Genomic DNA, 21,019 nt, shown 5'->3' with positions numbered 1-21,019 from the left:
CTGCGCTCAGCATGACGTTCCGCTATTCGTTGGCTTCTTCGTTGGTTTGGTTGTCGGTAAGCTGCTGCACGGCTTGGGCGAACTGCCGGCCCCGGTCTTCGTAATTTCGGAATAAATCGAACGACGCGCAGGCGGGTGAGAGCAGCACTACGTCGTCGGGGGCGGCCAGGGCAGCGGCGCGCTGCACGGCGTCGGTCATACTGCGGGTTTCCTCCAGGTGTGGCACTACCCCACCGAAGCTGGCTTTGAGCTTCTCATTATCGAGGCCCAGGCAAATCAGGGCCTTCACCCGGTGTTGAGCCAGCGGAATGAGTGAGGAGTAGTCGTTACCCTTGTCGGTGCCGCCGGCAATCCACACGATGGGCTGGCGGATGCCGTCGAGGGCAAACCAGGCGGCTTCCACGTTGGTGGCCTTGCTGTCGTTGATGAAGCGGGCCCCACCTATTTCGCCCACGGGCTGCAGGCGGTGGTCGGCGTTGTGGAAGGTAGCCAGGTTCTGCTCAATCTGCTCGCAGCCCACGCCGGCCAGCCGAGCGCACAACAGCGCGGCCAGTATATTCTGGCGGTTGTGCTGCCCAATCAGGGGCGAGGCAGCCGTGCTGATTTGCTCCGTATCGTTGAAGTAGCCCGGTTGCAAGTCCACACACACGCGGGCTTCGTCCAGGTAGTAAGCACCCAAATGATAGTCGGGGCGGTGGTGCAGACTGAACGGCAGCTGCCGCACCGGTCGTAGTGCCGCCTGGAAATAGCGCTGGATGTTCTCGTCGTCGGCGTTGTAGATGAAGTGGCCGGTGCTGTCCTGGTTGCGCATGATGCGCAGCTTGGCCAGAGCGTAGGCTTCCAGCGAGTAGTTGTACCGGTCGAGGTGGTCGGGGGTGATGTTGAGCAGCACCGAAATCCAGGGCTGGAAATCGTACGTGTCGTCGAGCTGGAAGGAGCTTAATTCCACCACGTAGTAGTCGTGCTGGTCGGCAATTACCTGCTCGGCCAGGGAGTAGCCCACGTTCCCGGCCAAGCCCACCTTCAAGCCCGCTTCCTTCAGCAGGTGGTAGGTGAGCAGCGTGGTGGTGGTTTTGCCGTTGGTGCCGGTAATGCAGATGCACTTAGCCTGGGTGTAACGGCCGGCCAGCTCAATTTCGGAAATGATGGGCGTACCCTTCTCGCGCAGGGCCTGGATGACGGGAGCTTTTTCCGGAATGCCGGGGCTTTTCACTACCTCATCGGCCGCCAGCACCTGCTCCATCGTGTGCTGCCCTTCCTCAAACGGAATACCGGCCGCCTCCAGCTTCTGTTTATAAACGGGCTGAATGGGGCTTTTATCGGACACAAACACGGTGTGGCCCTTGGCCTGCGCCAGCAGCGCAGCCCCTACCCCACTTTCCGCGGCTCCTAGAATGACAATCTTAGACATGAGACGGTGAGATATGAGAAATGAGACGGGTGCTCCGGGGTACGGGACGGTGAGATATGAGAAGAGAGAAGGACATCAGCCATTTTTTTCGTTGAACGAGGTCGGCTGTCTCACTTCTCATGTCTCACCGTCTCATGTCTACTTAGTTAGCGCAGTTTCAAGGTTACCAGCGTGAGGACGGCCAGCATGATACCCACAATCCAGAAGCGCGACACGATTTTGGATTCGTGGTAGCCCAGTTTCTGGTAGTGGTGGTGCAGCGGCGACATGCGCAGCAAACGGCGGCCTTCGCCGTATTTGCGGCGGGTGTATTTGAAGTAGCTCACCTGCACCATCACCGAGAGGTTCTCAATCAGGAACACCCCACACAGCACCGGAATCAGCAGCTCTTTGCGCACGATGATGGCCAGCACGGCAATGATGCCGCCGATGGCCAACGAGCCGGTGTCGCCCATGAATACCTGGGCCGGGTAGCTGTTGTACCACAGAAAGCCCACGCAGGCCCCCACAAACGCGGCGCAGAAAATAACCAGCTCCCCGGAGTTGGGGATGAACATGATGTCGAGGTAGTCGGCCAGCAGGGCGTTACCGCTCACGAAGGCGAAGATGGCCAGCGTAATACCGATGATGGCCGAGGTACCGGCCGCCAGCCCGTCGAGGCCGTCGGTAATGTTGGCCCCGTTGCTCACCGCCGTGATGATGACGATGACGATGGGAATGTAGAAGAAGGCGTAATACTCGTTGAAGAAGTCGCCGGCCGTGGCAAACAGGTCGCCGTAGTTCAGCTCGTTGTTTTTCAGGAAGGGCACGGTGGTAATCATCAGCTTCACATCCTGGTACACCGAGCTGGCATCCACGGCCGAGAAGGTGCCGTTGGGCAGCGCGTACTGGCGCACGGTTACGTCATTGCTGAAAAACAGCACCCAGCCCACCGTAATGCCCAGGCCCACCTGGCCCAGAATTTTGAAGCGCCCGGCCAGGCCCTCCTTATCCTTCTTTACTACCTTGATATAGTCGTCCACAAAACCGATAAGGCCCAGCCACACGGTGCTCAGCAGCATCAGCACGATGTAGATGTTGTCGAGCTTGGCAAACAGCAGCACCGGCACCAGAATGGCCAGCAGAATGATGAGGCCACCCATCGTAGGCGTACCCTTCTTCTCCATCTGCCCCTGCAGGCCCAGGTCCCGAATCGACTCGCCAATCTGCTGGCGCTGCAGCAACCGAATCAGCGGGGCGCCGAAGTACTGGGCAATAATCAGCGAGGTAACCACCGCCAGCGCCGACCGGAACGAGCTGTACTGAAACACGCCCGTGCCCGGCAGGTGATACGTTTTGTAGAGGTAGTTAAAGAGGTAATACAGCATGGCGCGAGGTCAGCAGTTGGCAGTCAGAGGTAGTCCAAGCTGCAAAGATTCGGTTTTTTGGGTGGCAGTCAAAGGAGGTTTTCTGTCATTGCGAGCGGAGCGAAGCAATCCTTCCTGTTCGCAGTGCCCAGAATCGACCCATTCAAAAGCCTTTTTCCCGGGGAGTTTCAGTAGAACGAGGGGCGGAACAGAGCGAAGGATTGCTTCGCTCTGCTCGCAATGACTCGGCCTATTTCCCCAGCAGGTCAAACATGGTGGCCAGCACGTGCTTATCATCGAAGTCGGACTTGACGCCCTGCACGTCCTGGTAGGTTTCGTGGCCTTTACCGGCTACCAGCACAATATCGCCGGGGCCCGCCAACGCCACGGCGGTTTTGATGGCTTCGCGCCGGTCGGTGATGGTGAGCACCTTGCCTAGCGCCTCGGCGGGCACGCCGGCCTGCATCTGGGCCAGAATGTCGTTGGGGTCCTCGAAGCGGGGGTTGTCCGAGGTCAGCACGGCACGGTCCGATAGCTCGGCGGCTAGCCGGGCCATCACGGGCCGTTTGGCCCCGTCGCGGTTGCCGCCGCAGCCCACCACGGTAATCACCTGTTGGCTGGGCTGGCGGATGTCGGCAATGGTCTGGAGCACATTTTCCAGCGCATCGGGCGTGTGGGCGTAGTCCACAATGCCGGTAATGCGGCTTTTCGGCGACACAATGGGCTCAAAGCGGCCCGGAGCCGACGTGAGGCCCGACAGCACGGTGAGCACCTCCGTGGGCTCCTCGCCCAGCAGCACCGCCGCCCCGTAAATAGCCAGCAGGTTGTAGGCGTTGAACACCCCAATCAGGCGGAACTGTACCTCACGGCCGTCCACTTCCAGGTGCAGGCCGTGCACGGCATTTTCGATGAGCTTGCCCCGGAACGTGCCGTTGCCGCGCAGCGAGTAGGTTTCGCGGCGGCCGCGCACGTTCTGCAGCATCACCGCCCCGCGCTTGTCGTCGGCGTTGGTGAGGGCAAAGGCCGACTTCGGCAGCATGTCGAAAAAGCCCTTCTTGGCCTTCAGGTAGTTGTCGAAGGTGCCGTGGTAGTCGAGGTGGTCGTGGGTAAGGTTGGTGAAGATGCCGCCGGCGAAGTGCAGGCCCGTTACGCGGTGCTGCACCACCGAGTGGCTGCTCACCTCCATAAATACGTGCGTGCAGCCAGCCTTCAGCATGCGGGCCAGCAGCTCGTTGAGCCGGATGGCGTCGGGGGTGGTGTGGGTGCTCGGAATTACTTCTTCGTCAATCTGATTCTGCACCGTGCTCAGCAGCCCGCAGTGGTAGCCCAGCTCCCGGAACAGCTTGTGCAGCATAGTGGCGCAGGTGGTTTTGCCGTTGGTGCCGGTTACGCCCACCAGGTGCAGCTTGCGCGAAGGATGACCGTAAAACTCGGCCGCCATGCGGGCCATGGCCTCCGCCGAATCGGGCACCTGCACGTAGGTGGTAGCGGGGCTCAGTTCGGCGGGCAGCTCCTCGCACACCACCACGGCCGCGCCCTGGTCCACGGCCTTCGGAATGAACTGGTGACCGTCGGTAGCCGTGCCGCGCAGGGCAAAAAACACCATGCCGGGTCCGGCCTGCCGCGAGTCGAGGGTGAGGCCGGTGAGGACTACCTCCGCCGGCCCGTGCTGGGCCAGAACAGGTACGGCGGGCAACAGGGCGGAAAGGGATGTATGCAGCGTATTCAAAGCAAAGAGTTGACGAGTACGCGCCTCACGGCGCAGGAAATCAGGAAAAAGGGGCCCGCCGGCTAGGCTTTCGGCCGGGCCTTCACCCTAGCGGCGGCCGTTTCTTTTTTGGGCGGGGTGGACTTGGCCGGTGTGGGTTTCGGGGCCGAACGGGGGGCCGTAGCTACCGGCCGAGCCGCGGGGGGCGGCGTGGCGGGCTTCGGCTGGGGCAGGCCGGCCGTTTCGGGCGCTTCGGCCCCGGGCAGTACTACCGGCACCGGGGCGTTGGGGCGGCCGCCAATGGGCTCCAGCTGCAGCACCACCGTGGTACCGGGCCGGGCTACCGAGCCTGCCGCCACCGACTGGGCCTTCACCCGGCCACTGCCGACGGAGCGCACCCGCAGCCGGCGGTTTTCCAGCAGAAACAGCGCGTCGCGCAGGGTGAGGCCCTGCACGTTGGGCACCCGGCCGGGGCGCACGGCCATGGGCTTCAGGGTCAGGGTTTCCTTATCCGAGTTGTTCAGGGATGTGCGCACCCAGTCCTCGCCCGACACGGCTCCGTCGTGGGTGACGCCCAGCTTCGAGAACATCATGCTCAGCTCGTCCTGCATACCGGCCTGCACCAGCGGCACCCGCGACTTATGCACGGGAGCCCGGGCCAGCAGGGGCCGTTGCGAAGCGGCGTCGCGGGCCATGGCCTTATCGGCCAGCTCCCGGAACACGGGCGCGGCCACGTCGGCCCCGTAAATGCGGCCGTTCTTGGGCGAGTCCACCACCACAATACACGAGTACTTGGGGTTGTCGGCCGGGAAGTAGCCGCAGAAGCTGGTGGAGTACACCTTGGTATAGGCCCCGTTCTTGAACTTCCAGGCCGTGCCGGTTTTGCCGGCCATCAGGTAATCGGCGGTGCGGATGCCGCGGGCGGTGCCGTGCTCCACCACGCCTTCCATCATGGCGCGCACTTTCTGCAGGGTTTCATCAGAGCAGATTTTGGGATTGAGCACCTGCGTCTCAAACCGCTCCAGCACCTTATCAGCCTGCTTGATTTCCTTCACGATGATGGGCTGCACCTTCACGCCACCGTTGGCCACGGCGTTGTAGAAGGCCAGCGTCTGCAGCGGGGCCAGCTTCAGCTCGTAGCCGATGCTCATGGTGGTGAGCGAGGTGCGGCTCCAGCTCCGGTCCTGGGGGTCTTTGATGTAGGGGCGGGCCTCGCCGGCCATCTGGAAGCCCAGCGGCTTATCCAGCCCAAACTTCTTGAGGTAATCGGTGTACTTGCTGGGGTTGCGACCAAATACCCTATCCGCCAGCATCGCCACCCCAATGTTCGACGACTTCTCGAACACCTGCTGCAGCGTGATGCGGCCGTAGGGGTGCGAGTCGGTTTTCACGGCCCCGCCAATCTTCTTGGAGCCGGTGTTGCCGGTGTTGATGGTGTCGGTGAGCTGCAAATCGGGGTTTTCCTCGAAGGCGGCCATCATGGAAGCCAGTTTGAAGGTAGAGCCCGGCTCGGTGCGGCCCTGGTCGGCAATTGCGTAGTTGTAATCCTCGCGGTACACGCCCTCGGCCACCTTGCCCAGGTTGGCCACGGCCTTGATTTCGCCGGTCTTCACCTCCATCAGAATCACCGTACCGTACTGGGCGTTATTCACCATCAGCGACTTATACAGGGCATTTTCGGCCACGTCCTGCAGGTTGATGTCGAGGGTGGTTTTGATGTCGTAGCCGGGCTGCGGCTTCACCTCGGTACCGTCGTAAATGGGCTTGTTGCCGCCGGGCAGGCGCTCAAACAGGGCCTCGCCGTCTTTGCCGGCCAGGTGCTTGTTGAAGGTGAACTCCAGGCCCGCCCCGTTCTTGTCTTCGTTGATGAAGCCGATGGTGCGCTGGGCCAGCCCGCCGAAGGGCCGGAAGCGTTTGTCCACTTTCTCAAAAATGGCCCCACCCCGGTTTTTGCCTTCCCGGAAAATGGGCCACTGGGCCAGCTCCTTCTTCTCCTGGAAGTTAATCTGGCGGGAGTTCAGCCGCAGGTAGCGCACTTTGTTCTGCCGGGCGCGGCCCAGCCGACTCAGATATTCTCCTTTGGTTCGGTCACCAAAAAACCGGGACAACAGCAGCGCCAGTGAATCCGCTTTGGCTTGATACAGAGCCTCACTCACCACGCTGGGGTCCCAGGCTACCCGGTAAAAAGGCAGCGAGGTAGCCATGATGCTCTCGTTATCAGAATAGATATTACCGCGGGTGGCAAATACCGGCTGGTACACAATGCGGCGCTCCTGCTCCAGGGCGCTCCACTTGGCTCCTTCCTTGAACTGCACGTGCGTGACACGCCACACAATGGCTGCTGAAAACAGGCACACGCCCAAAAATGCCAGCCGAACGCGGGTTACAATGCTTTTTTTAACGTTTCCTTTCATTGCGGCGAGGCGTTGCGGAACGATTGGAAGTTTCAGTGTCAGAAACCGGCTCCCCGGTGGCATCGGTGCCGATGGGCACGGGTGGGGCCCCGATTTCCACGGTGTCGCCCACGGCGGGGCCGGCCACGCGGCGCAGGGAGTCGGCCTTGGCCCGGGCCACCAGTGCGGCTACCGAGTCGGCCGTGAGTACGGGCAGCATGTCCAGCTCGGCCTCGTCGAGGTGGCCGGCGGGCACGGTAATGCGGAACGGCGGCGAGGAGCTTTCCACCAGCCCGTAGGCGGCCACCTTGCGGGCCACCTCGCTCTGCTTGCTGGCCTCCATGTAGTCCGATTTCAGGGTAGTGTAGTCGGCGCGCAGGTCCTCAGTTTCCACCTTCAGCTTCTGAATACTGCGGTTCATGCGGGTGGCGTAGTGCGTGTTGCCGATGTACACCAGCGTCAGGAACATAATGAACAGCAGCTTGGGCAGGTAGCGCACCGGCAGCCCCTCCCGGAACAGGCCATCTACCCGCGTCACGCGCTCCAGCAGCGAAAACACGCTCCAAGAGCTGCGCTTTTCGGGCTCGGGGCGCGGCGTGCGGGGCGGCCGGGGCGCGCGCGGGGCCGGCTGGGGCTGCGGCTCCGGGGCGGCCACGGGCTCCAATACCGGCTCAGGAGCCAGTACGCGGGGCGTGTTGGCGCGGGGCTGGTTGGCAGGACGCAGGGTATTGGAGGCCATTTGGTTGAGTGCTGAGTTATGAGTTATGAATTAGGAATTCGTGCTGTTCTGGTAGGAAGTATTGGCGTGGCCTGACGGCACTACCATCAAATGACCTGCGCAGAAACCAAGCAATTCATCATTCATAACTCTTAATTCCTAATTCTTAATGCCCACGCGCAGCTTTGCCGAGCGGGCCCGGCTGTTCAGGGCAATTTCTTCGGCGGTGGCTTCGATGGGCCTGCGGGTGAGCACCTCGAAGGGCACGTTGGTGCGCCCGAACAGGTCCTTTTCCACTTCGCCGTAAAATTTGCCCTTGGCCAGGAAGTTCTTCACCAGCCGGTCTTCCAAAGAGTGGTAGCTCATTACTACCAGTCGGCCGCCGGGGCGCAGCACCTGGGCCGTTTGCTCCAGCATTTCGCGCAGGGCCGCCATTTCGTCGTTGGCCTCAATGCGCAGGGCCTGAAACACCTGGGCCAGGTACTTATTCTCCTTGCCGCGGGGCGTTACCGGGGCAATGGCTTTCTTGAGGCCCCCGATGGTGGTAATGCTCTGCCCACGGCGGGCGGCCACCACGGTAGCAGCCAGCGTGCGGGCGTTGGTTACTTCGCCGTACATGCCAAAAATGCGGTGCAGCTCGGCTTCCGAATAGTCGGCAATGATGTCGGCGGCCGAGGGTTCGTCGCCCTCGGGGTTCATGCGCATATCCAGCGGCCCATCGAACCGGGTGCTGAAGCCCCGCTCCGGGGTATCAAACTGGTGCGACGACACGCCCAAATCGGCCAACAGACCATCCACGGGCAGAGCATCATGCCGCTTCAACTCCGAAAACAGATTACGGAAGTTGCTGCGGATGAAGGTAAACCCGGGCCGGGCCAGCTTGGCGGCCTCCTGCTCGGCGTCGGCGTCCTGGTCGAAGCTGTACAGGTGCCCACCCGGCCCCAGTCGCTCCAGGATGCGGGCCGAATGCCCGCCGCCCCCGAACGTCACGTCCACGTAGCGGCCGCCGGGTTGCAGCTGCAGGGCCTCCAGGCACTCAGCCAGCATCACGGGGCGGTGGTAGTCGGTATCGTTGGCGTACTGGTTCAAGGCAACAGGTTAAGCCGCCAGCGGATTGCCGGCGGTGGGGTCGGTGGTCAGAAATTTTTGGGCCAGCTTGGAGAAGCTCTGCTGGTCTTTGATCAGGAAGTCGTCGTAACGCGCGGGGTCCCAGATTTCGCATCGGTTGCCCAGCCCCACCACAATAGCTTCCTTCTCGATGCCGGCGTAGCGGCGCATGGTGCCCGGCAGCATAAACCGGCCAATGCTGTCCAGCTCCACTTCCGTCATACCCCGGAAGAAATTACGCTGAAACTGCCGGTACTCCTCATTAAACTCGTCCAGGGCCATCACCTTCTCATGAATCAAGCGCCACGCGGCCCGGGGGTACAGCACCAGGCAGGGCTCGAAGCCGCGCACCAGCACCAGCTGGTTGCCGGATGCTTCGGGCAAGCTGGCCTTCACCTTCGCCGGCAGCACCACCCGACCTTTGGGGTCGAGTTTGCACTCGTATTCGCCGGAGAGCAGCTGAGACATGCGGAGGAGGAATGAGACGACATAGCGACGGGACATAGCAAAAGTACGCAACCCCTCGGAAAACCCCACCACTATTTACCATTTTCTACCACCCGCTAAATCCCCGCCTATTCGCTCTAAACGCAGTTTTTCATTCCTCAACTTTACCGAACCCCTGCGTTGCGTCAAAATGGCAGCAGGGAGCACTCCAACTCTTTTTCTCTGCCTGCGGCACCTAACTGCCCGGCAAAGTTCCGGAATTTTGCACAGTTCGCCGCGGCATTTCGCACCCCGCGGTGTAGGGTTTAAGCTGTATATTTGCCCCACCTATGAAACGCCCTTTGCTGCATCGGCTCTTCAGCTTCTGGCTGGCTCTGCTGATCCTCACCTCCTCGGTAGGGCTCACGGTGCAGCAGCACACCTGCCGGCAAAGTGGTCGGCACACGGCGGCGGTTATATTCAGCCCCATACGGCACGGCTGTCCGCCTCCGCGGGCAATTCAGCACAACTCCCACCAAACCAGCAAGGCGCAGTTACCGAAGTCCTGCTGCGAGTTTGGGGCGCATTTTCATAAGCTGGATGCCCCCTCGGCGGAGCTCTGCTGGTTAACGTATCCGCTCCCGACCGTGCTGCCCCAGTGGCCTGCCAGCCCCGTGTGGCCAATAGTGGCTGCGGCCCCCGTGGGAGCCCCGCAGGGCTGGCACGCGTCGGATTCCTCGCCTCCGTTGCGGGCGGGGCGGCAATTGCTCACGTTTGTGGGCGTACTGGTGGTTTAGCGTTTTTCTGAGTTTTCCTCGCCTCCCGAGGATTTTCTGGTGTGCTCCGTCGGAACCACCTGTCAGAAACGCTAACCATTTGCTTGCCATGAATTTACTATCAAGCCCTGGTCGGTTTACCGCGGCCCTGGGCCTGCTGCTGGGCAGTACCGCTGCCGTGGCCCAAGTGCCCGACGCCTCGGTGGCGCCCGTGCGCGGGCAGGTGCTGGACGGCACCACCAACTCGCCGGTGCCGGGTGCCGTGGTACGCTGGCTCAGCACGCCCGCCAGCGCCACCACTACTGATAATCAGGGCGCCTTTTCCCTGGTGCGGCCCGCCTCGCCCGATACCCGCCTCATCATCAACTTTCTGGGGTACCAGGCCGATACCGTGCAGGCCGGCGGCGGCTACGTGCGCGTGGCGCTGCGCCGCTCGCAGGAGCTGGGCGAGGTAACGGTGGAAGGCCGGGCCCTTGCGTACTCCGGCCTTACGCCCACCAACACTCAGGTCATCACCAGCCGCGACCTGACCAAATCGGCCTGCTGCAACCTGGCCGAGAGCTTTGAAACCAATGCCTCGGTGGAAGTTTCAACTACCGATGCCGTGTCGGGGGCCAAGCAGATTCAGCTGCTGGGGCTGGACGGTGCGTATTCCCTGCTCACCATCGACAACCTGCCGGCGCTTCGGGGCCTCTCTACTCCCTACCGCCTGGGCTACCTGGCGGGGCCCTGGATTGAAAGCATCGACATCATCAAGGGCATGGGCTCGGTGGTGAATGGCTACGAGAGCATTTCGGGCCAGGTGAACGTGCGCCTGAAGGAGCCTGACAAAGCCGACCGGCTGCTGTTCAATGCCTACGCCAACGACCTGGGCAAATTTGATGTAAACCTGAACCTGGCTTCCCGCGTGAGCAAAAAGGTGAGCACCGCCCTGCTGCTGCACACCGACCACCTGGGCCGCCGCGTCGACCGTAACAATGACTCGTTTCTGGATTTGCCGCTGGCTACGCAGTTCAACCTGTTCAACAAGTGGAAGTACCTATCGGGCAAGGGGCTGGTGACGGAGCTGGGTTTGGGTGCACTGCGCGAAACCCGGCAGGGCGGGCAGCTGGGCTACCGGGAAGGCCAGCCCCAGCCGGGCCCATCCTACGGTACCACGCAGGAAACCAACCGCTACACGGGCTACGCCAAAACCAGCTACACCTGGCCCGGCCGCCCCTACCAGAGCCTGGGCCTGCTGCTGAGCGGCACCAGCCACGACTTTACCTCCCGCTACGGCCTGCGCACCTACGACGGCACCCAGTACACGGGCCTGGCCACGTTGCTGTTCCAGAGCATCATTGGCACCACGGCCCACACTTACCGGGCGGGCCTGAGCTTTCTGCACGATGATTACCGGGAGGTATTCCGCACGGGCTTCACGTACGTAACCGAAACCCCGGCGGAGCGCTACGCCCGGGAGCACCGCAACCGCCTGGAGCAGGTGCCCGGAGCCTTTGCCGAATACACCTACCAGAACGCCCGTAACCTGACGGTAGTAACCGGCCTGCGCCTCGACTACCACAACCTCTACGGCTGGTTTCTCACGCCCCGCCTTAATGTAAAGTACGACCCGGCCAAAAACACGGTGCTGCGCCTGGCCGCCGGCCGGGGCCAGCGCACGGCCAATCCCATTGCCGAAAATGCCGGTATGCTGGTCAGCTCCCGGGAGTTTGTTATCAGCCCCAACCTGCGCCCCGAAACGGCCTGGAACGTGGGCGGCTCGTTTACGCAGTACTTCAACGCCTTCGGGCGGCCCGGCACCTTCATCACCGATTACTACCATACCGAGTTTCAAAATCAGGTAGTATCGGACCCCTATTCAGTACCGACTTACCTGCGCATCGGCAACCTGGAGCCGGGCGGACGCAGCTTCTCGCGCAGCTTCCAGGCAGAGGTGCAGGTAGAGCCCGTGAAAGGGTTACAGGCCAAAGCAGCCTACAAATACCTGGATGTGCGCACCACCTACAATGGCCAGTTGCTGCCCAAGGTGCTCACACCCCGGCACCGGCTGTTTCTGAACCTGGGCTACGCCACGGCTTTTGATAAGTGGCGGGCTGATTTTACGGTGCAGGGCTTCGGCCGCCGCCCGTTGGCTGACGGTCCCGGCGGCATGGGTCACCAACATAGCTCCGGCGAGGCGGCGCTGCCGTTTGCCCCGCGCTACGCGCTGCTGAATACGCAGCTCACCCGGGCTTTCAAGCGGGTTGAGGTGTACGCGGGCGTGGAAAACCTGACCAACTACCGTCAGTCCAATCCCATTGAAGGTGCTGCCGCGCCCTTCGGCCCGAATTTTGACGCGGCCATGATCTGGGGCCCGGTGTACGGCCGCCTCACTTACGCCGGCCTCCGGTTTACGCTGCAATAACTCCAGTCAAAATTCTTTCTTGCTGAATTTTAGCCTCCGCTTCTCTGTTTTCCATCGTATGAAAGCTCTGTCTTCCCTCCTGCTCGCCGGTTCGTTGCTGGCCTCAGCTACTTCGTTTGCCCAGCAAACCACCCCCAAAGCCAAAGGCAGTACCGAAACCCTGCACCTCAAAACCTCTGCCGTGTGCGACATGTGCAAGGCCCGCCTCGAAAAGTCGCTGGCTTACGAGAAAGGCGTACAGTCTGCTTCGCTGGATGTGCCCAGCAAGGTGCTCACGGTAACTTACCGCCCCGATAAAACCACGCCGGCGGCCCTGCGCACCGCTGTCCAGAAAACCGGCTACGACGCCGATGAGGTAACGGCCGATGCCCGGGCATACGACCGACTGCCTGATTGCTGCAAAAAGACGAACAGCACCCATTAGCAGAAAAGCCTCCCGAATGCCGGGAGGCTTTTTTTGTTGCACCTTCCTCACTTAGGATCAGGCGGCTGCCGAGCTTTGCATGCGTACTTCAAACTGTAGGTTGGCGGTGAAAGCCAGAGGACGGTTCAGGCGGCGGCGGTTGGTGCCGGATATTTCCAGCGTGAACCATTCGGAGCGTAGAAACTCCAGCAGGTTAGGCTGCCCCAGCAATTCCATTTCGATATGGGTGGGGTGCACGTTACGGGGGCCAAAGGTGGCAATGGGAATTTTGCGGCTATTAGCCGTCAGAAAGCAGCTACCGCTTTCCAGCGCACCCAGCGTAGGCGTACCCCGGCCAATGGCGTGCTCCGGGTCGGGCACCCACTCCAGGGATGCTTCCTGTAGCGTAACGGCCGTCACGCCAGGGTGGGTCAGGGAGGCCAGACAGGGCAAGGAGCCGGGCAGCGTGGTTTCGCACAAAAAGATAAGGTCCATGCCGGGGTCGATGCGCAGGTTGATAGCCCGGGTGCTTAGGCCAAACGCCGAACGTAAGGAACGGCGCAGGCCCTCATGCGTGGAAATAGTGAGAGCTACGCCCAGAATAACTGGGGGCGCGCCCGGCAACGTGGTAAAAGAAGCAGGTGTCATAGCAGACAGGTGTGGCTTGTTGGACGGGCATAGGAAATGACATCGAGTACCAACGGTGGTAGGTAACAGACACGGAGCAAAAAAGAACAAGTTGTGTACGTTATAAGCTACTTAGGACCTGCGTATGCTGCGCAAGAAAGTATAGCAAGCCAGTAGAAAAGTCGACCAGCCGGCCATTTTTACGAGCTTAAATTGTTTTCTTTTAATAATAAATAAGACTAATCACTTTTATATTTCTATATTCACCTTAATACTTGCAACTAACACCTCTGTATGAAGATTTCGTGCCTGCTCCTTGATGACGATCCGCTTGTGCTGGACCTATTGCAAGCGTACGTAGCCATGACGGATATTCTGGATGTGAAGGCTGCTTTTACCGATCCGTTGGATGCGCACCGCTACCTGATGCAGAACCCGGTGCAGGTATTGTTCTCAGATGTGACCATGCCCCATCTCAGTGGGATTGATCTGGTTCGGTCGCTGCATCAGCCACCGTTGGTAGTTCTGATGACAGCCTACCCGCAATATGCCATGGAGGGCTTTAATCTGGATGTTATTGATTTTCTGCTGAAACCGATTTCCCTGGACCGATTTCTAAAAGCTGTTACCAAAGTAGCAGGTATTCTGCGGGTGAACCCGTCAGCTACTGATGTGCAAAACGATACGCTCACAGGCTGGGGCTCATTTTTTATCCGAACGGACGCACAGTTTGTGCGGCTGCACTACCGGGAGGTACTCTACATTGAGGCGCTCAAGGATTTTACCAAAATCAACACGGCCGATGGGCGCACGCACCTAACGCTGGTGAACCTGAAAAACCTGGAGGAGCAGCTGCCGCCCGGCATGTTTGTGCGCACCCACCGCTCCTACCTCGTCAATGCCTCCCGCATTGACTCCGTGAGCAACCTGGAAGTGAAAGTGGGCGGGCACGCCCTGCCCCTGGGCCAAACCTACCGGGAGCGGGTAACGGAGCGCATCGTGAATCGTTCCCTTATTCGGCGGCAGCACTGATGTAAGCCAACTGATCCGGCTTGAAGCTATCCGTTTCCCCCGGCATTATTGGCAGCGTGAAATGAAAGCTGGAGCCAGCGCCCCACTGACTCCGGAACCAGAACTCTCCGCCGTTACGGTGCACAAACTCGCGGCACAGCGGGAGCCCCAGGCCCGTTCCTTTTTCGCGGGCAGTCCCTGGCGTGGAAAAATAATTGCTGGGTTCGGCCAAACGTGCCTGCCCCGCGGCATCAATTCCAACGCCGGTATCCTGCACGGTAATCTCCCAGCAGTTAGTACGCGCCATTAGCGAAATGTGCACCTGGCCGCCGGGTTGCGTGAATTTCAGGGCGTTACTCAGCAGATTCCGAAGCACCAGTCGTACCATGTTTATATCGGCCAGGGCAGGGCACCAGTCGGGTGTTTCGCTGCGCAGCCGGATGCCTTTGCGCTCGGCGTCGCCCTGAAACAGGGCCACTGTTTCTTGAACCAGCTCTTCCAGCCGGATGCGCTCGGGCCGGACGCTGCCCCCACTCTTGAGCTGTGCCGCTGACCAGTTCAGGAGGTTATCCAGCAGGTGCAGGGTTCCGTCGAGCATACGGGTCAGCCGCTCAGAGTGGGAGGCTAGCCGGTCGGCAGGCAAACGGCCCAGCTTGAGCAGCGCCAGTAAGGAATGCAACGAGGTCAGCGGCCCGCGCAAATCGTGAGAGATGATGGAAAACAGCGTGTCTTTGGTGCGGTTGAGGCGGTCAAGCTCCTCTTTTTGCCGGTTGATGGCCGTATTTTTCTGGCGCAGGAGCCGGTTGGTATGCTGCTGCCGCCGTTGCGCCCGATACAGCACTACCACCATCAGTAGCAGCAGCGCCGTACCTAGCAGCAGCAGATTGCGCACCACAGTTTGGCGGCGCAGGTGGGCCTGCTGGAGCTGACGCTCTTTGGTCAGGAGTTGAATTTCCTTTTCCTTTTTCTCAGTTTCGAACCGGGTTTGCAGCTCCGCCACCTGAGCCAGATGCTGCTCGGCGTAGGCACTATCCTGCAGTTCCGTATAGCGCGCGAGGGCAGCCAGCGCTTCCTGCCACTGCCCCTGCCCACGGTACAGCTTGCTCAAAGAATTATAGAGCTGGCTGAGCAGCACGTAGGAGCCGGCCTGACGGGCTGGCTGCAGGGCAGTTCGGAAGTATTGAACTGCCAATGCAGCGTTGCCTAACGAGTCATACGCAATGCCCAGGCTGGCCAAAGCCGCCGCCCGTTTGTGCGGTGGAGCGTGGTGGGGCAGCGTCTGTAAAGCCCGCTTGAAATAAGGAGCAGCAGCTTCGGCGTTTCGCAACGACTGGTGGACGCTGCCAATACCCGTCAGGGCCTCACTAACCAAAGCGCTATCGGGCTGCTGTTGAGCCCAGCTCAGGCTTTTTTGCAGGTAGTACTGGGCCCGAAAATAGTGGCGCTGCTCCCGGTGCGCGGTGCCCAGCAGGTTTAGCGCGTGGGCAGCCCTGGCCTTATCATGGGTAAGTTGCCAGGCCGCTAATGCCTGCTCGTAACTTTTTTGCGCCTGGTTCCAATGCCCCATGCGCCCAAACAGGTCCCCTAACTGCTCCAGCACCTGCCCTTGCCCCCTTACGTGTCGCCGCCGCTGAAAAATACTGTAGGCCAACCGGTACGCCTGCCGGGCCTGGCCCGTGTCGCCCTGGCTCAGTAGAGCCCTACCCAACAGCCACTCCAGCCACGCAGATGCCTCGCTCCCATCTTGGCTCAGGCCTAAGGCCTTTCTGTAATGCCAGGCCGCTTTCTCTGGCCTGTTCAGCCCGCCCCAGGCCCGCCCGACCCACCAGTGTAGCTGTCTGATTTGGGCCGTATCCTGCCGTTGCAGCGCGGCAGGCAGTTGCCGCGTCATCTGCCTGATTACCCGGTGTGCCTCCACAGCCGGCAATTCCTCCGGCCCCAGCAGGCCTGATGGTGGCGTCGCCCGGCTTTTGCCCACGGCCCACAGCAGAAACATCAGGGTGAAAGCCCACGGCCGAAAAGCAGCATACTGTGAGAACCAGCAAAACATATTGGGCAAACCGTCTTGTTGAAGCAGGGCGCACCAAGCACACTTATCAGCCCAATATACAAAAAGACTTATGTTTCACTCATTCCCAGCATCTTACTCATTTTACCGGGTAGGCTTGGCCTGCCACAGCCGCCACCACGGCAGGTAGGGCTGATCGTGGTGCTCGTAGTGATACCCGAAAAAGTAGCAGCTGACAAATGCCCACAGGTGGTGCCGGAACTGGCTGCGCGACCTGTGCACGTTGTCGGGCGCGTGCTCCCCGCGGTGCGGCAGGTAGGTACCAAAGTAAAACAGCTGCAGTGTGGCCAGTACGGCCGGTATCATCCAGAAGGCAATAACGTTGGCCATCGGGAAAAAAGCCTTCAGCACATTGTACGTAACGGCCATCAGGACCACCTGGGCCACCGTGACGTAGTTCCAGGCGAAACGTACAAACCACGCCAGGAAGCTGCTATGCCGGCCGTCGTGAAAATCGGGGTCTTCCTCAGTGGCTACGTGGCGGTGGTGGGCGTGGTGTTTGGGCAGCATCCGCGGAAACCAGTTGAAGGCAAAAAGCCCCGCTGCGAGTATTCCAATGGCATTATTCAGCCGTCGATTGGGACTTACCACGCCGTGCATGGCATCGTGAGCCGTAATGAACAGGCCAGTGTACAGGTGAGTTTGCAACAAAGCCAGCAAGTAGGGCCAGGGCGTACGCCAGTCTGGCTGGTAAAACGCCAGCAGGTAGGTCAACAACCCCGCCCAGCTCAGCACTACCAAAGCGGCTACGCCTACCCCCCACCAACCCAGGGGAGCCGGCTTTACCCGCCGGGCAGGCGGCGCAGGGAAAGTATCGGGCAACACGGGCATTTGCTGAAGGTACGGCTTAAAACTGCAGCAGCGTGTCGCGCACCTGCTCCATCTGCCACATGGGCGTGCTGGTAGCTCCGCAGATGCCCACTGTCTGACCCGGCTTAAACCAGGACGGGCACACTTCTTCTACTTTTGACACAAAGTGGGTGGCTGGGTTGGTATCCTTGCACACTTGGTAGAGCACCTTGCCATTGGAGCTTTTCGTGCCCGACACAAATACAATCTGATCAAACTGAGCCACAAACCGCCGCAAATCCTTGTCCCGGTTGCTTACCTGCCGGCAAATAGTATCGTTGGCGACTACCTGGTGCCCCCGCCCTTCCAATTGTTCCTTAATGCGGTAGAATGAGTCGGTACTTTTGGTGGTCTGACTGTAAAGCGTGATGTTTTGGGGCAGCTCGTAGCGCAGCAGCTCGTCCAGATTTTCAAATACTACCGCCTCTCCGTGCGTCTGCCCCAGCAGTCCTCGCACCTCGGCGTGGCCGTGTTTGCCATAGATAAAAATCTTTTCCTGGCGGTCGAAGCTACTCTTGATACGGTTCTGCAGCTTTAGTACTACCGGGCAGGAGGCGTCAATGAGCGTCAGGTTGTTGGTCAGCGCCATCTGGTAGGTAGCCGGCGGTTCCCCGTGAGCCCGAATCAGCACCGCTTCGTTGCGCAGGGCAGCCAGCTGCTCGTAATCGATGATGCGCAGCCCCCGGCGCTGCAGGCGCTCTACTTCTTCATCGTTGTGCACGATGTCGCCGAGGCAATACAAGTACCCCTGCTCCTCCAGCAGGTCTTCGGCCATTTGAATGGCATAAATAACGCCGAAGCAAAAGCCGGAATTGGGGTCGATACGGACGCTCAGGTGGTGCGGCATAGCTAACGGACTAACTGCTGAGGCTGGTAGAAGGTTACGCCTGGAGCGGAAGATAGGACACAAACCGAAAAACCCAACCGTAGGTTTTCGGCTCGTATGCCTAAAACGCTCCGAATGCCTTGCGTTGTTCCAAATCCCGGATTACCCGTTCCTCGGCCGGGGAGGCCCGCAATATTTCCCGGTTATGCCAGAATCCGGCATCGTAGGGCTTTTTTCGGGCCTGTTTCAGGTCGTTGTAGCTGGCCCCGGTAGTTTTGTAGCCTTTGCCGGCAGGTCGAGCGGTGTAGCGGTAAAAAAACAGGTTGCCGTTGAGCGTGGTGGTATCGGGCCGGTTCTGGTAGCGCAGCACAATCTGCTGCTCGGCCCGAATGGCCTGCACCCGGCTCAGGGAGTCACGGTGCGGAGCAAAATCGGTGGTCATGCGCATGGTCTGGGCATCGAGGGTAGTTCCCTGGCGCAGTTGCAGCGTCATGAGGTGGTCGATGGGCACGGTGGCCTCAATGCGGCGCAGAGCGGCCGTCTGCCTGTCAATATACAGAGTACCTTCGGGCACGAAGATATCGACGCCCGGCCGGCGGCTGAAGTCGATGACGGCCGTTTCCTGGCCCGGACTTTCCAGAATTTCGCGCAGCTGAAAAGCAAAAATCCGCTCACTGCCCGGACTCAGGGGTACGGCCAGGGTCCGGCGGCTGGGTTTGGGGTCGAATACCGGAATCAGGCGCAGGGCGGCCGAGAAATTGGTCATTTCCACGCCCGTATCCTCCTGGGCTGAGCCGTACCGGGCTTGCTCCAGTTGCCAGCCGCTGACGCCCTGCCCCGTAAAGCGCACATCGTAAAACGCATCCACGAATTCGGTGTAGCGGCCGTTATGGGCCTGTTTCTGGCGGTAGAAGGCTTTGCCAAACTCCTCCTCCTGCTGGTGCCGGGCCAGCTTGGCGTAAGCCCGCCTCACCAGCGCGGCGGCCAGCTGATCGGGGTTGCGCACTTTCACCTCGGGCAGCGCCACAGCACTGGCCTTCAGCGTAACGGTTACCGGCGCGGCCGATGTCACCTCGAGCAAGGCGGTGGTGTAGCCCAGGCTCACAACGGCCAGCTTCTGGGGCAGCTTGCTCACCCGCAGGCTGAACTCGCCGGCCTCATTGGTGGCGGTGCCCGGCTCAGCCCCGGGCGGGCCCACGTTGGCGAAGGGTACTGGCCGCCCCTGCTCATCCAGTACCTTGCCTTTCAGCACAGCTTGTTGGGCGTAGGCGGCGGTGGAAACGGTGGTGGTCAGCAACAGTAACAGGAGTGGTTTCATAGCAGACAGAAAAACGAAGCAACTGACGGGCAGTGCCCGGCTCCCTAAAACGCACTTCGCGCCCGTTCTGATACACCGTGGCCCCGCATTCCAGCCGGAATACGGGGCCACGAGCACTAAGCGCAGCTGGACATAGCCGACTGCTTAGAGCTGTGCGAGCTTCTGCGCCTCGGCATCTGATACGTGGCCGCGCTGCACCAGAAAGTCGCGCACCAGCCCGAAGGATTCCGCGTCGAGGCCGGATTTGGGGTGCTTCAGCAGAGTGCTCACCAGAAACTGCCGGTCGTCTTCCACGTGCTGGCTCATACCCAGAAAGCTGGGCAGGTTGCTTTCCACGCTCAGGCGCAGAAACCGGATTTCGGCGTTATCATCGTCCAGCTTTACGGCCTGATCGAACAGCTTGCCGGCCTGCTGCACGTAGGTGAGCTTGTTGAACATGGAGGCATCCCGGGCCCGGATGGCTTCGGCGGCGGCTTTGTAGGCCAGCACCACGGCATCCTGCTTATCATAGGCGGCCATAAGCTTATGAAATTTCTCGCCGGCTTCTTTGCTGGTAGCGGCCTGCTGGTACTGGCGGCGCAGATGGTGCACCGCGTAGGGGTTGGCTTCGGTTGACACGAGGGTGGAGAACGTCAGGATCAGAAATAGGAACAGGAATCGATTCAGCTTCACGCGCAACAGGGTTGGTAGAAGAACACAAAGTAACGTCGCTATTTGGTAGCGCGCCCGATTTCTTCCTCCTGTGGCAATTAGCCTGCCAACGCGCGCTGGCCTTACACCCGGGCCAGCCGGTACCGGAAGTAGGAGCCCAGCAGCAGCAGCAGCTTGGTGTTGTTGGGCACCCGCACCCGCTCCCCCAGAATGGTAGCGGCCGGCAACTGCCGGATTTTGTGAAAGAGCTTGAGGTAGTACACGTACGCCAGGTACACGCCCAGCCGGGCGGCCCGTGGCAGCTGCACAATACCCGCGTAGCCGGCCTCAAAATCGGCCCGGATATCGGCCTCAATGGTGCGCTTTACCTCATCGGTGAACCGCTCATACTGCACGCCGGGGAAATACACGCGGCCCCGCTCCTCATAGTCGGAGCGCACGTCGCGCAGGAAGTTCACTTTCTGAAAAGCCGAGCCCAGCCGCCGGGCCGGCTCACGCAGGTGGTCGAACAGGGCTTTATCCCCCTCGCAGAAAATGCGCAGGCACATCAGCCCCACTACCTCCGCCGAGCCATAGATGTACTGCTCGTACAGGGACTGGTTGTAGCTCCGGTCGTCGAGGTCCATTTCCATGCTGAACAGGAAGGCATCAATGAACTCCCGGTCGATGCCGTAGCGGCGCACCACGTCCTGAAACGCATGCAGCACCGGGTTCAGGCTCAGCCCTATTTCCAGGGCCTCGTAGGTCTGGCGCTTGAAATTGGCGAACAGAGCGGCCTTGTCGTGGTCGTGGAAGGTATCCACAATTTCATCGGCCCAGCGCACAAAGCCATACACCGAGTACACCGGCAGGTGAAACCGCCGGTCCAGCGTACGGATGCCCAGCGTGAAGGAAGTACTGTACCGTTTGGTTATCAGCTTGGCGCAGGCCCGGCTGGTTTCGGTAAAAAGGGCAACGTGGTCCATTCTGCTGAG

At 60.6% G+C, this 21,019-nt stretch carries 18 protein-coding genes; 4 read left to right on the top strand and 14 right to left on the bottom strand.

Annotated elements, in window-relative coordinates; genetic code table 11:
• Positions 1–22: 22 nt before the first annotated feature.
• The 7 genes from murD to mraZ all read right to left on the bottom strand — a co-directional run bounded on the left by murD (position 23) and on the right by mraZ (position 9,151).
• A complete protein-coding gene (gene murD / locus ACN19L_RS18300) occupies positions 23–1,411 on the bottom strand; it encodes a UDP-N-acetylmuramoyl-L-alanine--D-glutamate ligase (protein ID WP_426490903.1) in 1,389 nt (462 codons plus the stop codon).
• Positions 1,412–1,557: 146 nt separating this feature from the next.
• Positions 1,558–2,778, bottom strand: coding sequence for a phospho-N-acetylmuramoyl-pentapeptide-transferase (gene mraY, locus ACN19L_RS18295; RefSeq protein WP_226266687.1), 1,221 nt, complete (start codon positions 2,776–2,778; stop codon positions 1,558–1,560).
• A gap of 229 nt (positions 2,779–3,007) precedes the next feature.
• Entirely contained in the window at positions 3,008–4,477 is a 1,470-nt protein-coding gene (locus tag ACN19L_RS18290) for a UDP-N-acetylmuramoyl-L-alanyl-D-glutamate--2,6-diaminopimelate ligase (protein WP_426493600.1), read from the bottom strand.
• A 71-nt stretch (positions 4,478–4,548) separates the two neighbouring features.
• Positions 4,549–6,879 (bottom strand): penicillin-binding protein, encoded by a 2,331-nt coding sequence (locus ACN19L_RS18285; protein WP_426490902.1) that lies wholly within the window; start codon positions 6,877–6,879, stop codon positions 4,549–4,551.
• Positions 6,863–7,597, bottom strand: a complete 735-nt coding sequence (locus ACN19L_RS18280; RefSeq protein WP_426490901.1) for an FtsL-like putative cell division protein — start codon at positions 7,595–7,597, stop codon at positions 6,863–6,865. The genes ACN19L_RS18285 and ACN19L_RS18280 overlap by 17 nt, the downstream gene beginning before the upstream one ends.
• Positions 7,598–7,735: 138 nt before the next feature.
• Positions 7,736–8,665: a 16S rRNA (cytosine(1402)-N(4))-methyltransferase RsmH gene (gene rsmH, locus ACN19L_RS18275; RefSeq protein ID WP_426490900.1), complete on the bottom strand. Its 930-nt coding sequence runs from the start codon at positions 8,663–8,665 to the stop codon at positions 7,736–7,738.
• A gap of 9 nt (positions 8,666–8,674) precedes the next feature.
• Positions 8,675–9,151: a division/cell wall cluster transcriptional repressor MraZ gene (gene mraZ, locus ACN19L_RS18270; RefSeq protein ID WP_426490899.1), complete on the bottom strand. Its 477-nt coding sequence runs from the start codon at positions 9,149–9,151 to the stop codon at positions 8,675–8,677.
• 308 nt (positions 9,152–9,459) lie between these two features.
• On the opposite strand from mraZ, the gene ACN19L_RS18265 reads away from it, so the two are divergent.
• From ACN19L_RS18265 to ACN19L_RS18255, 3 genes are all read left to right on the top strand, one after another.
• Entirely contained in the window at positions 9,460–9,906 is a 447-nt protein-coding gene (locus ACN19L_RS18265; protein WP_426490898.1) for a hypothetical protein, read from the top strand.
• A gap of 88 nt (positions 9,907–9,994) precedes the next feature.
• The gene (locus ACN19L_RS18260; protein WP_426490897.1) at positions 9,995–12,292 is read left to right on the top strand and encodes a TonB-dependent receptor; all 2,298 of its coding nucleotides are present in this window, start codon (positions 9,995–9,997) and stop codon (positions 12,290–12,292) included.
• 58 nt (positions 12,293–12,350) lie between these two features.
• On the top strand, positions 12,351–12,716 hold the full coding sequence (locus tag ACN19L_RS18255) for a heavy-metal-associated domain-containing protein (RefSeq protein ID WP_426490896.1): 366 nt from the start codon (positions 12,351–12,353) through the stop codon (positions 12,714–12,716).
• A gap of 57 nt (positions 12,717–12,773) precedes the next feature.
• On the opposite strand, the gene ACN19L_RS18250 is transcribed toward ACN19L_RS18255, so the two are convergent.
• Positions 12,774–13,343, bottom strand: a complete 570-nt coding sequence (locus ACN19L_RS18250; RefSeq protein ID WP_426490895.1) for a hypothetical protein — start codon at positions 13,341–13,343, stop codon at positions 12,774–12,776.
• Between the two features lie 273 nt (positions 13,344–13,616).
• On the opposite strand from ACN19L_RS18250, the gene ACN19L_RS18245 reads away from it, so the two are divergent.
• The gene (locus ACN19L_RS18245) at positions 13,617–14,354 is read left to right on the top strand and encodes a LytR/AlgR family response regulator transcription factor (protein ID WP_426490894.1); all 738 of its coding nucleotides are present in this window, start codon (positions 13,617–13,619) and stop codon (positions 14,352–14,354) included.
• Here ACN19L_RS18245 and ACN19L_RS18240 read toward each other — a convergent pair.
• From ACN19L_RS18240 to ACN19L_RS18215, 6 genes are all read right to left on the bottom strand, one after another.
• Positions 14,335–16,329, bottom strand: a complete 1,995-nt coding sequence (locus ACN19L_RS18240; RefSeq protein ID WP_426490893.1) for a tetratricopeptide repeat-containing sensor histidine kinase — start codon at positions 16,327–16,329, stop codon at positions 14,335–14,337. The genes ACN19L_RS18245 and ACN19L_RS18240 overlap by 20 nt on opposite strands.
• Before the next feature lie 156 nt (positions 16,330–16,485).
• Positions 16,486–17,232, bottom strand: coding sequence for a fatty acid desaturase (locus tag ACN19L_RS18235; protein WP_426490892.1), 747 nt, complete (start codon positions 17,230–17,232; stop codon positions 16,486–16,488).
• 16 nt (positions 17,233–17,248) lie between these two features.
• Positions 17,249–18,097 (bottom strand): 4-hydroxy-3-methylbut-2-enyl diphosphate reductase, encoded by an 849-nt coding sequence (locus ACN19L_RS18230; protein ID WP_426490891.1) that lies wholly within the window; start codon positions 18,095–18,097, stop codon positions 17,249–17,251.
• Between the two features lie 100 nt (positions 18,098–18,197).
• Entirely contained in the window at positions 18,198–19,394 is a 1,197-nt protein-coding gene (locus ACN19L_RS18225) for a carboxypeptidase-like regulatory domain-containing protein (protein WP_426490890.1), read from the bottom strand.
• Positions 19,395–19,538: 144 nt separating this feature from the next.
• Positions 19,539–20,066 (bottom strand): hypothetical protein, encoded by a 528-nt coding sequence (locus tag ACN19L_RS18220; RefSeq protein ID WP_426490889.1) that lies wholly within the window; start codon positions 20,064–20,066, stop codon positions 19,539–19,541.
• 101 nt (positions 20,067–20,167) lie between these two features.
• The gene (locus ACN19L_RS18215) at positions 20,168–21,010 is read right to left on the bottom strand and encodes a phytoene/squalene synthase family protein (RefSeq protein ID WP_426490888.1); all 843 of its coding nucleotides are present in this window, start codon (positions 21,008–21,010) and stop codon (positions 20,168–20,170) included.
• Between the last annotated feature and the right edge of the window lie 9 nt (positions 21,011–21,019).

The sequence above is a fragment of the Hymenobacter sp. 102 genome (assembly GCF_049949205.1).
Taxonomy (GTDB): Bacteria; Bacteroidota; Bacteroidia; order Cytophagales; family Hymenobacteraceae; genus Hymenobacter.
The sequence above is the reverse complement of the archived record's forward strand: the minus strand, read 5'-3'. Positions and strand labels throughout refer to the sequence as shown.